The organism is Corynebacterium massiliense DSM 45435 (assembly GCF_028609805.1).
GTDB lineage: Bacteria > Actinomycetota > Actinomycetes > Mycobacteriales > Mycobacteriaceae > Corynebacterium > Corynebacterium massiliense.
Map to the genome: position 1 here is coordinate 615,141 of NZ_CP063189.1, position 12,249 is coordinate 627,389.

Annotated in this window: 11 protein-coding genes and 1 other RNA gene; 11 read left to right on the top strand and 1 reads right to left on the bottom strand. The window is 64.3% G+C overall.

The window, feature by feature from the left end:
- Position 1: 1 nt before the first annotated feature.
- Entirely contained in the window at positions 2-1,660 is a 1,659-nt protein-coding gene (locus CMASS_RS02960; protein ID WP_022863649.1) for an AbgT family transporter, read from the bottom strand.
- 191 nt (positions 1,661-1,851) lie between these two features.
- Between CMASS_RS02960 and ftsE the strand changes: the two genes are divergently transcribed.
- From ftsE to CMASS_RS03015, 11 genes are all read left to right on the top strand, one after another.
- Positions 1,852-2,541: a cell division ATP-binding protein FtsE gene (gene ftsE, locus CMASS_RS02965; RefSeq protein WP_022863650.1), complete on the top strand. Its 690-nt coding sequence runs from the start codon at positions 1,852-1,854 to the stop codon at positions 2,539-2,541.
- Entirely contained in the window at positions 2,541-3,443 is a 903-nt protein-coding gene (gene ftsX / locus CMASS_RS02970; protein ID WP_022863651.1) for a permease-like cell division protein FtsX, read from the top strand. Before ftsE ends, ftsX begins: the two co-directional genes overlap by 1 nt.
- A 22-nt stretch (positions 3,444-3,465) precedes the next feature.
- Positions 3,466-3,975, top strand: a complete 510-nt coding sequence (gene smpB / locus CMASS_RS02975) for an SsrA-binding protein SmpB (RefSeq protein WP_022863652.1) — start codon at positions 3,466-3,468, stop codon at positions 3,973-3,975.
- A 1-nt stretch (position 3,976) separates the two neighbouring features.
- Positions 3,977-4,354, top strand: coding sequence for a DUF488 domain-containing protein (locus tag CMASS_RS02980; protein ID WP_022863653.1), 378 nt, complete (start codon positions 3,977-3,979; stop codon positions 4,352-4,354).
- A 93-nt stretch (positions 4,355-4,447) separates the two neighbouring features.
- Positions 4,448-4,826: a transfer-messenger RNA gene (gene ssrA, locus CMASS_RS02985) on the top strand.
- 191 nt (positions 4,827-5,017) lie between these two features.
- Positions 5,018-6,667, top strand: coding sequence for an AbgT family transporter (locus CMASS_RS02990; RefSeq protein ID WP_022863654.1), 1,650 nt, complete (start codon positions 5,018-5,020; stop codon positions 6,665-6,667).
- Entirely contained in the window at positions 6,668-8,038 is a 1,371-nt protein-coding gene (locus CMASS_RS02995) for a M20 family metallopeptidase (protein WP_022863655.1), read from the top strand. It begins immediately after the preceding gene.
- Positions 8,039-8,160: 122 nt separating this feature from the next.
- The gene (locus CMASS_RS03000; RefSeq protein WP_022863656.1) at positions 8,161-9,213 is read left to right on the top strand and encodes a siderophore ABC transporter substrate-binding protein; all 1,053 of its coding nucleotides are present in this window, start codon (positions 8,161-8,163) and stop codon (positions 9,211-9,213) included.
- Between the two features lie 3 nt (positions 9,214-9,216).
- On the top strand, positions 9,217-10,200 hold the full coding sequence (locus CMASS_RS03005) for an ABC transporter permease (RefSeq protein WP_022863657.1): 984 nt from the start codon (positions 9,217-9,219) through the stop codon (positions 10,198-10,200).
- Positions 10,201-10,360: 160 nt separating this feature from the next.
- Complete coding sequence (locus tag CMASS_RS03010; protein WP_420536135.1) at positions 10,361-11,242, top strand: iron chelate uptake ABC transporter family permease subunit; 882 nt, start codon at positions 10,361-10,363, stop codon at positions 11,240-11,242.
- Positions 11,239-11,994, top strand: coding sequence for an iron ABC transporter ATP-binding protein (locus tag CMASS_RS03015; RefSeq protein WP_022863659.1), 756 nt, complete (start codon positions 11,239-11,241; stop codon positions 11,992-11,994). The genes CMASS_RS03010 and CMASS_RS03015 overlap by 4 nt, the downstream gene beginning before the upstream one ends.
- Positions 11,995-12,249 lie beyond the last annotated feature (255 nt).

The following is a 12,249-nucleotide window of genomic DNA, read 5'->3' on the forward strand; positions in this document are numbered from 1 at the left end:
GCTAGTTGGCTGGGTAGTCCATGGGCGCGCCGGGCCCCAGCGGGATGCCCAGGAAGTACCACACCAGGAAGAAAACGAACCAGCCGATGAGCATCCAGATCGCATACGGCAGGGACAGTGACATCAGCGTGCCCACGCCGGCGCGGCGGTAATAGCGCTGCAGGAACGTCAGGGCGAGGGCGAAGTAGGGCGACATCGGGGTGATGATGTTCGTCGGCGAATCGCCCAAGCGGAACAGCATCTGGGTGACCTCCGGGGAGGTGCCCACGTACATCATCATCGGCACTACGACGGGCGCGACTAACGCCCACTGCGCGGACCCGGACGTGATGAACAGGTTGAGCACCGCGACGATGCACACGAAGAACAAGAACAAAAGCGGCTTGGGCAGGTTGATCGTCTGCAACAGGTTTGAGCCCTGGATAGCGGTCCACGAGCCCAGGTTCGACCACTCGAACCAGGCGAGGAACTGCGAGGCCGCAAAGAACAGCACGAGCGTGGGGATGAGAGTCTTTAGTCCGCGCGCCATGAAGTCCGGAACGTCGGTGGCCTCACTGATGCTGCGGGTGATGACGCCGTAAACCACGCCGGCGAGCAGGAACGCCAGGGCGATGGGCACCTCGATGTGCTCAATGAGCGGTGACTCCATCGCTCCGGCCTCGCTGGCGAGCGGGGAGGCGGGCCAGAACAGCAGCACAATGTAGACGGCCAGGAAGATGCCCAGCGCGGCGACGGCCCACCACATGCCCTTCTTCTCGCGGTCGGAGAGTTCGAGGGCTTCCTCTTCATCGTCGTCGTCATCTTCGTCTCCGGCGCTGGAGGCGGCATCGTTAGAAAACGACACCTCCTCGTAGTTGATCTCGTCGTGGTTGACCAGCTCGGTGGCCTTCTTGTTCACGTACAGCTCGGTGACCGCGGTGACGATGAGGGCGAGGACCACCGACGACGGGATGACGAAGAAGACGTTTGCCAGCGGCGAGACGCTGTAGTCCGGATCCACGATGTTCGCCGCGGAGGTGGAAATGCCCGCCAGCAGCAGGTCGGTGATGTTTAACACCAGCGAGGCGTTGAAGCCGGCTGACGAGGCGGCGAAGGCGACCATGGCGCCGACGATGGGGGAGCGGCCCAGCGCGTTAAACGCCATTGCACCCAGCGGGATGAGGATGACGTAGATGGCATCGGAGGCCACCGAGCCGGTCACGCCGGCGATGGCGACCGCGAAGGTCAGCGTGCGCGGCCCCACCCGGGAGACCATCGCGCGCACCACGGCGGATAAAAACCCGCTCTGCTCGGCTACGGCGACACCCAGCATCACCGTGATGATGACGCCCAGTGGCGGGAAGGAAGTGAAGTTGGTGACGGTCTCGGTGACCATCTTGGAGATGTTGTCGTGGGTGAGGAGGTTGTCCACCTCGACTGGATCGCCGCTGGCGGGATCGGTCGCGCTCATGCCGATCGTGGAGCCAATCCAGCTGGAGACGGCGACTACCCCGGCGAGGATGACGAACAGCCAGAAGGGATCGGGGAGCTTATTGCCCAGCTTTTCTACCCAGCTGAGGAACCCGCCAGATCCTGAGTTGGACTCGGAGTTGGAACTGGCGTCGGCGGATGCCTCCTCGCGGTCGAGAGGTCGAGCGGTGGTGTTTGGAGTCTCGGCCATAGTTGTGCCTTTTCTGTGAGACAACACGAACGTTAACTAGTGACATAAGCCACTGAATGGACCCCGTCACTGTAGCGAACGGCGGGCTGGCGGCGCAGGCGAGGCGCGGGCGGGTGTACACACCTTGGGGCAGGCGTAAAGACCGACCGAGAGGCTATGCCCGTGGGAGGCATGTTGCTATTGTTGCGAGCGTGATTACGTTTGAGAACGTCTCAAAGGTCTACCAATCCTCCGCGCGGCCCGCGCTCGACCACGTCTCGTTTTCCATCGATGACGGCGAGTTCGTCTTCCTTATCGGCCCGTCCGGCTCCGGTAAGTCGACCTTTCTGCAGCTCATGGTGCGCGATACAAATGTCACTTCTGGCGACATTTACTTCGACGACTTCCACGTCAACGCGCTCAAAGGCAAGCAGATCAACCGGCTGCGGCAGTCGATCGGCTACATCTTCCAGGACTTCCGGCTCCTGCCCAAGCTGACCGTCTACCAGAACGTGGCGTTCGCGCTCGAGGTCATCGGGAAGAAGAAGCAGCGCATCGCCAAGGCGGTGCCCGAGGTGCTCGAGATGGTGGGGCTGGAGTCCAAGGCGCACCGTCTGCCGCAGGAGCTGTCCGGCGGTGAGCAGCAACGCGTGGCCATTGCCCGGGCGTTTGTGAACCGTCCGAAGCTGATGCTTGCCGATGAGCCCACGGGCAACCTCGACCCCGCCACCGCGGACGACATCCTCCGGTTGCTCAATCAGATCAACCGCCGGGGCACGACCGTCATCATGTCCACGCACAATGCGCGCGCGGTCAACCAGGCGCGCCAGCGCGTGCTCGAGCTGGATAACGGCGCGCTGGTGCGCGACGAGCGCAACGCGATTTACGGGGAGGCTATCTAATGCAGCTCGGATACGTCCTACGCGAGGCCATCAAGGGCCATGGCCGCAACGTGACCATGACGATCGCGCTGGTGATCACCTCCGCCATCTCCATCGGGCTCATCGTCTCCGGCGTCTCGGTCGCCCAGGTCACCAGCGACACCAAGGACATCTACTTGGAGCGCGTCGAGGTCATGATCCAGCTCGACGAGGACATCTCCGGCAACGACACGGACTGCTCGTCGCCAGGGTGTAAGGAGCTCAAGGAGGAGCTCGAGGGCGACCCGGGCGTGGACTCTGTCCAGTTCCGCTCGCGCGAGGACTCCTACGATCGTTTCGTCGAGCTGTTCAAGGAGACCGACCCGCTTCTGGTGGAGGAGACCGGTCCCGACGCGCTACCGGCCGCGCTGCACGTGCGGCTGCACAACCCGGCGGATACCTCGCCCATCGATAAGGTGCGCGACAAGCCGCAGGTTGCCGATGTCGTCGACCAGGCCGACGAGGTACGCGGCGCGACGGAGAACCTCGATGCGGTGCGCAACGCTACATTCCTGCTCGCGGCCGTGCTCACCGTCGCCGCGGTCTTCCTCGTGGCCAACATGGTGCAGATCGCCGCGTTCAACCGCCGCCGGGAGATGTCGATCATGCGCATGGTCGGCGCCTCGCGCTGGATTACCCACGCGCCGTTCGTGCTGGAGGCCGTCTTCGCGGTTGTGCTCGGCACGGCGCTCGCGGCCATCGGCACCGCGCTGGCGAAGAAGTTCGTCCTCGACCCCTCGCTGGCCAACCTGTACCAAAGCCAGCTCATCGCCCCGGTGGACTCTGGTGTCCTCTGGCTCGCCCTCCCGCTGGTGGGGCTGGCTGCCGTCGTGTTCGCGGCGCTGACCGCCCAGGTGACCCTGCGGGCGTATGTGCGCAAGTAGGTGAGGTAGACTCCCAAGGGTTATGGCGAAGAAGGGCAAGAAGAAAAAGCAGGCAGTGAGCGCGGACGGGACGATTACCCTCGCGACCAACCGCCGCGCCCGGCACGACTACAAGATCTTGGACACCGTCGAGTGCGGCATCGTGCTCGTCGGCACCGAAATCAAGTCACTGCGCGACGGCAAGATCTCGCTGAACGATGCCTTCGCCACCATCGATAAGGGCGAAGTGTTCCTGCGCAACCTCCACATCCCGGAGTACTCCTACGGGCACTGGACCAACCACTCGCCCAAGCGCACGCGCAAGCTGCTGTTGCACCGCCGCGAAATTGACCGCCTGCTGGGGCAGGTGCGCAACGGTAACCGGACCCTGATCCCGCTGAAGGCGTACCTGAAAAACGGGATCGCCAAGCTCGAGCTCGGGCTGGGCGAGGGCAAGCAGGCCTACGACAAGCGCGAGGACATCAAGCGCCGCACCGAGGAGCGCGAGGTCACGCAGATGATGGGCCGGCGCATGAAGGGAATGCGCGGATAGAATGTCCGAGGTGCAAACCGCCAAAGTGCACGACGTGGTCAAGGACCCGGGGCTGCTCCCGGACGGCTCGACCGCCGTCTTGGTAGACCGCATGTGGCCCCGCGGAGTGGCTAAGGACGACGTGCCGTACGACGAGTGGTTCAAAGACGTCGCGCCCAGCCCTGAACTGCGCAAGTGGTGGAACCACCGCGCCGAGGATTTCGACGAGTTCGCCGAGCGCTACCGAAATGAACTGTCCAGCAACGACTCGGAAGAGCTGGAGAGGCTCACCGAGCTGGTGGAATCCTCCTCCGGTTCCGGCCCGGTGGTGCTGCTGTTCGCGGCTAAAGACCGCGAGGTAAACCACGCCACGGTGCTGGCGCAGTGGTTGCGCGCCTAGCCGGGCTAGCGCCTTGCTGGAATAGACGGCCGTCTACTAGTGTTATGTACTCCGTAGAGTTCGATGCACTATCCTCGCTCTACGCGTTCACATGGGGTCGACAAGGTTTCGACTTCGAACGTTGCGCCAGGGGAAGCGTGCCGGTGCAGGCTAGAGACCACCGTTAAGCGTCGTAGCAACCAATAAACGCAGAGAAGAACTCTCAGCGTGACTACGCTCTCGCTGCCTAACTAGCGAAGCGTGTCTGTCAGCCTAGGTTTCGTTCCTGGCCTAGGACCTGGCATCGATGAAGGAACTTGCCACTCGGCTGGGTCATCAGGGCCGAGTGGGACTCTTACTGGTGACTGGGCCCATCATCCGGAACGTGTTCGCCCGAGCCGGAGGGCCGAGTAGAGATTCTGTGCGAACTGCGCACGGAGAAGCCCTGGCAAGATGTCGAAGGACCCGGGTTCGATTCCCGGCGGCTCCACTCAACCGAATCCCCAGGCCCTCACCAGAGGGTCTGGGGATTTTTGCATGCCAAGGGGGGAGGGGCACTGGGTGCACCCCGGCGGTTAACTTCTGGTAACGAAGCGCACTCGTCGCGCTATAAGTGATGTGACGCACAGTAGGGTGTGGCTCTGAACGTGCACAGACCGGCACCGAAGGGAGACACACCCGACGATGAGTACTGAACAGACACTGGCGCGCCGCAGACAGAACCCGACGCACGATGCCCAGGATGCCGGCGGCACGGACGGCAAGCCCGGGGTCATCGACAAGTTCCTCGGCGCGGTAGAAACGGTGGGCAACAAGCTGCCGGAGCCGTTTACCATCTTCCTGATCCTGTACGGCATCACGGCGCTCGCCTCGTCGCTGATGGCCTGGAACGGCGTGACCGTGCAGATCCCGGGAAGCGATGAGACCACCCACATCCACGGACTGTTCACCCGCGAGGGCGCGGCGTGGTTTACCACCACGCTCGGGGAGAACTACATCGGCTTCCCGCCGCTGGTCCCCGTGCTGCCCATCCTGCTCGCCGTCGGCGTGGCGGAACAATCGGGCATGCTCTCCGCGCTCATCCGCAAGACCTTCGGCAGTTCCAAGCCGTGGGTGCTCCCGTACGCGGTGGGTGTTATCGGCGTGACGGCATCGGTCATGGGCGACGCGGTCTTCGTCGTCGTCCCGCCGCTGGCAGCGCTGGTGTTCAAGGCCGCCGGCCGGCACCCAGTGGCCGGGCTTATCGGCGGCTTCGCCTCCGCCGGCGCCGGGTATTCGACCTCGCTGGTGCCCACCAGCCTGGACGCGTTGTTCGCCGGCATCACCAACGCCGTGATGGATACCCTGCCGGGTAGTGACTTCACGCCCGTCAACGCGCTGTCCAACTACTACTTCAACATCGCCTCGTCCATCGTGCTGGGCCTGCTCGCCGGGTTCATCGTGGACAAGATCATCGAGCCGCGCCTGTGGAAGCAGGACGTGCCGGTCGACGAGGCGGAAGACCCAGACGATCCGGACGATCCGGGCAGCACGAGCAATTCCGCCGAGGAGCTATCCGCCACCCTCACCCCGCGCGAAAACCGCGCCCTGCTGTGGTCCCTGGTAGCCGGGGCCATCGTCACCGCGCTCGTCGCGGTCGCGGGCCTGTGGCCGCACTCGCCGTGGAAGAACGAGGCGGGCGGGTTCTTGCCCGAGTCGCCGATGCTGGACTCCATCGTATTCATCGTCTGCCTGTACTTTTTCGCCATGGGTATCGTCTACGGCGTGGTCGTGGGCACCATCTCCAGCATCAAGGACGTCGTGGACATGATGATGGCGGCGCTGAAATCGATGCTGTCCTTCCTCGTCCTGGCGTTCATCCTGGGCCAGTTCGTCGCGCTGTTTTCCTGGACCGGCATCGGCACCTGGACCGCGGTGAAGGGCGCGGCCGCCCTCGACGTGGTGGGGCTGACCGGGTTCCCGGCCATCCTGGCTTTCATCATCGTGGCGTCGACTCTGAATCTGCTCATTGTGTCGGGCTCGTCCATGTGGACCCTCATGGCGGCCGTCTTCGTCCCGATGTTCGCCCTGCTCGGCTACGAGCCGGCGTTCATCCAGGCGGCGTTCCGCGTGGGCGATTCCGCCACCCAGATCATCACCCCGCTCAACCCGTACCTCATCGTCATCCTGGGCATGCTGCAGCGCTACGAACCGCGCGCGGGCATCGGCACGCTCATGTCCCGGATGATCCCGTTCGTCATCCCGTTCTTCCTGGCGTGGGCGCTGCTGCTGGCCGCTTGGTTCTTCCTCGACCTGCCGCTGGGGCCGGGCAACAACATCTTCCTGGAGGGATAAATGACCGACCATCCGGATATCAGCGAGCCGGCAGAGCCGTCCACCGCGTACCTGGACATCACCGGCCGGGCCGTGCGGCGGCAGGTGAAAAAGGTGCAAGAGGCGGAACCGACACCGTCTAGTGCCGAGGCCTACCCGGGGCAGCGGGACCTGTGGCGCGCGGTGGATAGGGAAGTGGACGCGTATACCGAGGAGCTGACCGCGCTTGCCGATGATCTCCACGCCCACCCGGAGCTCGCGTTCGCCGAACACCGTTCCATGGCCGTGCTTGCCGATGCCGTGGAGCGCCACGGTTACCCCACCCAGCGCGGGGTACACGGGGTGGAAACGGCCTTTGCGGCCGAGTGGTCCGCGCCCGACTTCGACCCAGACGCACACCCGACCGTGATGGTCATGGCCGAGTACGACGCACTGCCCGGCATCGGCCACGGCTGCGGGCACAACGTCATCGCCGCGGCGGGACTAGGGGCGTTCTGGGCGGCGGCATCGGCAAGCGCGGCAGCCGGGCTCCGGGGCCGCATCGTCCTGCTGGGCACGCCCGCGGAAGAGGGGCACACCGGCAAGGAGTACCTCATCCGGGGAGGCTGCCTGCAGGGGGTCGATGCCGCGGTGATGATGCACGGTTTTGCCTACGACTCCCCGGCGCACACCTGGGTGGACCGGCGATTTCTCCGCGTGCGCTACACCGGCGTAGCCGCCCACGCGAGCGCGCAACCGTTCATGGGCCGCAACGCCCTCGACGCGGTGAGCCTGGCCTACCAGGGGCTGGGGCTGTTGCGGCAGCAGATGCCGCCGAGCGATCGCCTGCACGCGATCATCACCTCCGGCGGGGACAGCCCCAACGTCATCCCGAACTGCGCGGAGATGGAGCTCTACGTGCGATCCAGCCAGACGGCGACGCTTATCGATCTCTCCGAGCGCGTGGCCAACGTGTTAGACGGCGCGGCGCTGATGTCCGGCTGCGGCGTCGAGGTGGACTGGGACGTCCACCCGATGTCGCTGCCCGTGCGGAACAACTCCGCGCTGGTGGATCGCTTCAGCGAGACGCAGCGGGCGCGCGGCCGGGTGCCGCTGCCGGCGGGCACGCTGCCGGAATCGCTGTCGGCGTCGACCGACTTCGGCAACGTCTCCCACCTGGTGCCGGGGCTGCACCCGATGGTGAAGATGGCGGCGAGCGATGTCGCGTTGCACACCGAGGACTTCGCCGCGGCGGCGGGAAGTCCGGCGGCCCACCGCGCTGTGGTGGACTCCGCAGCGGGGCTGGGGCAGGTGGTCTGCGATCTGCTGGCGGATGGCGATCTGCTGGCGGTGGCACGCGCGGACTTCGAGCGCGCCGGGGGAGTGCAGGCGGTGGCGGATCTGGAGCGCTAGGGCACCAGGTCACCCCCGAGTGTTGTAAGCCTACCTTTACTTGGGTTAGGTTTACTTAAAGGTGTGTATCGTCGCACAATTTCCTGTCCGTATGACATCCGTTGACCCCGTAAAGGACCATCATGTTGAACAAGACCCGCCGCGCCCTCGTCGCCTCGGTGGCCGCGTGCTCCATCGCGCTGACTGCCTGCTCCAACACCGCTGAAAGCGCGCGTGAGAACGCCGATTCCGCCCAGTCGGAAGTCACGTCCGAAGCAGCGAGCGCCACCAGCGCAGCGGGCGATGCTGAGTCCGCCGAAATTACGGTGACGGACAACTACGGCGAAAAGACCGTCCCGCACCCGCCGAAGCGCGCCGCGGCCACCGATAACCGCGCCTTCGAGCTGCTGGCCGACTGGGGCGTGGACCTCGTCGCCGCGCCGCTGAAGCTCATGCCGGACACCCTCGAGGACACCTACAACAAGGACACCGTCGAGGGCGATATGGGCATGCACCGCGAGCCGGACCTGGAGGCGCTCGTCGCCGCCGAGCCGGACGTGGTCATCAACGGCCAGCGCTTCAGCCAGTACCAGGAGGACATCGAAAAGCTGGTGCCCGATACCCCGGTCGTCGACTTCACCCCGCGTGACGGTGAAGACTTCGCCGCAGAGCTCATCCGCCAGACCGAGGAGCTGGGCAAGATCTTCGACAAGGAGTCCGAGGCGAAGAAGCTTGTCGATGATTTCAACAAGGCCCTCGACCGCGCCCGCGACGCCTACGACAAGGACAAGAAGGTCATGGCCCTGAATTCGTCCGGCGGCGAGCTGGGTTACGTTGCCCCGTCCAAGGGCCGCACCTGGGGTCCGCTGTTCGACCTGGTCGGCATGACCCCGGCGCTCAAGGTGGACAACGCCACTGATGATCACGAAGGCGACGATGTCTCCGTCGAGGCCATCGCGGATTCCAACCCGGACTACATCCTGGTCCTCGACCGTGACGCCGCCATCAAGTCCGGCGAGCCGGACTTCAAGCCGGCCAAGGACGTCATCGAGAACAATGCGGCGCTGAAGAACGTGACCGCGGTGCAGAAGGGCGACATCGTCTACGCCCCGGAGGACACCTACACCAACGAAAACATCATCACCTACACCGAGATCCTCAACTCCATGGCGGATGCCTTCGAGGCGCAGTCCTAACCCGTGCTACGTACCCAGAGTCGTAAGAGCAATCGCGGGCGGTTGCTGGACTGGAAGCTCGGCATCGGCGTCGTGGTGGTCGCCGCGCTGCTCGCCGCCTCCCTGTTGGTGGGGCAGTACGACGTATTCGGCGCCGAGGATGGCGGGGAGATGTTCGGCATCACCCGCGTCCCGCGCACCATTGCGCTCGTGCTCGCCGGCGCGGCGATGGCCATGTGCGGGCTGGTCATGCAGCTGCTCACGCAGAACCGCTTCGTGGAACCCACCACGACCGGCACCACCGAGTGGGCGGGGCTGGGCCTGCTGGCCACGATGATCGTGTTTCCCACCTCCACCGTTCTGGAACGCATGGTGGGAGCGGTCATCTTCGCTTTCGCCGGCACGATGATCTTCCTTTTGTTCCTGAGGCGGGTCGCGCTGCGCAGCTCGCTCATCGTGCCGATCATCGGCATCATGCTCGGTGCCGTGGTGAGCGCGGTGTCGACCTTCCTGGCCCTTACGACTGACAGCCTGCAGCAGCTGGGCATCTGGTTCATGGGGTCGTTTACCTCGGTGTACTCCGGGCAGTACGAGGTTTTGTGGGTGGTGGTGGCCGTGCTCGCTGCGGTCTTCGTGTACGCCGACAAGCTCACCGTCGCCGGCCTGGGCGAGGAGTTCGCCACCAACGTCGGCGTGAACTACAACCGCATCCTGCTCATCGGCACCGGGCTGGTCGCCATCGCTACCGGCGTGGTCACCGTGGTCGTCGGGTCCCTGCCGTTTCTGGGGCTCATCGTGCCGAACATCGTCAGTATGCTCCGCGGCGACGATCTCCGCTCCAACCTGCCGTGGGTGTGCGTGCTCGGTATCGCCACGGTCGCGGTGTGCGACCTTATCGGCCGGCTCATCATCGCGCCGTTTGAAATCCCCGTCTCCGTCATCTTGGGGCTCGTCGGCGCCGTCGTCTTCGTCGCCCTGATTGTGAGGTCGTCTCGTGACCGTGGTTAAACGCTCAGCCCGCCCCCGCGCAGCTATTTCGCCGCGTTCGACCCGGTCAGTCGGGTCGTTCAGGTCGCCGGCGGCGGCCCGTCGCTATTGGATCATCCTGCTCACGCTGCTAGCTCTCGGAGTGCTCTTGGCGTTTGGTCTGGTCGCGTACGGAAACCCGATGGAGTACGGGACGCGGGGCTTTTGGCTCATCGCCAAGCGCCGCTCCGATGCCCTCGTCGCCATGGTCGTCGTCGCCGTCTGTCAGGCCACCGCCACCGTGGCGTTCCACACCGTGACGAACAACCGCATCATTACCCCGTCCATCATGGGGTTCGAGTCGCTGTACGTCGCCATTAACACCTCGACCATTTTCTTTCTGGGCGCGGCGGGGCTGACGGCCTCCCGGACGGTGGGGAACTTCCTGCTGCAGATGGTCATCATGGTGGGGCTGTCGCTGCTGTTGTACTCGTGGCTTTTGACCAACCGCTCGAACAGCATGCACGCGATGCTGCTGGTCGGCGTGGTCATCGGCGGCGGGCTCGGGAGCCTGTCGACGTTCATGCAGCGCATGCTGACCCCGTCCGAATTCGACGTGCTCACCGCGCGGCTGTTCGGCTCGGTCAACAACGCGGAGACCGAGTACTATCCCATCGCCATCCCGCTGATGGTTCTGGCCGCGGTGCTGCTCTACGCCAACTCCCGGAAGCTCAACGTCGTAGCGCTCGGCCGCGACGCCGCCACGAACCTGGGGGTGAGCCACAAAGCCCACGCCATCTACACGCTGGTGCTGGTATCCGTCCTGATGGCCGTGACCACCGCCCTGGTGGGGCCGATGACCTTCCTCGGATTCCTGGTGGCCACGTTGGCGTACCAGTTCGCCGATACCTTCGACCACCGCTACCTGTTCCCGATGGCCACGGCCATCGCCTTCGTCGTGCTCGCCGGCGCCTATTTCCTCATGCAGCACGTCTTTAACGCCCAAGGCGTGGTCTCCATCATCATCGAGCTCGTCGGCGGGTCCGTCTTCCTGTTTGTCATCTTGAGAAAGGGGCGCCTGTGATTTCCTTGCGAGGCGTAAAGAAGGCCTACTCCACTGAGACGTCCATCGGACCGGTGGATCTTGAGATCCCCGCTGGCGGCATCACCGCCCTCGTGGGGCCGAACGGTGCCGGCAAGTCGACGCTATTGACGATGATCGGTCGGCTCATGGGGATGGACGAAGGCCAGATTGAGGTGGCCGGCTTCGACGTGTCGTCCACGAAGTCCCGTGACCTGGCGCGGGTGGTCTCCACGCTGCGGCAGGAAAACCACTTCGTCACCCGGCTCACCGTGCGCCAGCTGGTCGGATTCGGCCGGTTCCCGTACTCGCACGGCCGGTTGACCGTCGACGACGAAGAGGTCATCTCCCGCTACATTGACTTCTTCCACCTCAACGAGCTGGAGCACCGCTACCTCGACGAGCTGTCCGGCGGGCAACGCCAGCGCGCCTACGTGGCGATGGTCCTGTGCCAGGAGACCGACTACGTCCTCCTCGACGAGCCGTTGAACAACCTGGACATCGCCCATTCCGTGGACATGATGCGGTTGCTTGACGATGCCGCCCGCGACCTCGGCCGCACCATCATCATCGTGTTGCACGACATCAACTTTGCCGCGCCCTACGCCGACTACATCTGCGCGGTGAAGGACGGGCAGATCGTCGCCTTCGGCAGCCCGGAGGAGATCATGAGTGACGATGTCCTGAGCCCCATCTTCAATACCGAGATCACCGTCATCGATGGCCCGCATGGGTTGCTTGCGTGCTATCACTAGCTGCGCGCTTTTGGCGGTCTGACCTGCTGCAACGTTTTGGATTGCCAAGCGATTTGGAGCTTTCACCGATCGTCCGCTAAAGTAACACGAGTCGCCGCGAGGTAGCCGAGAGGTTAACGGGCGGTGACGGTGAAATAATTTTGAGATGAAGTGGTTTGCTTCCGGTTGTTGTTGGTGGTAAGCTTCTTCGGGCTTGCATTTCGCTCGGATGGTTTGTTCGGGTGGGTGTGGGTTGTGATGTGTGAGAACTCAATA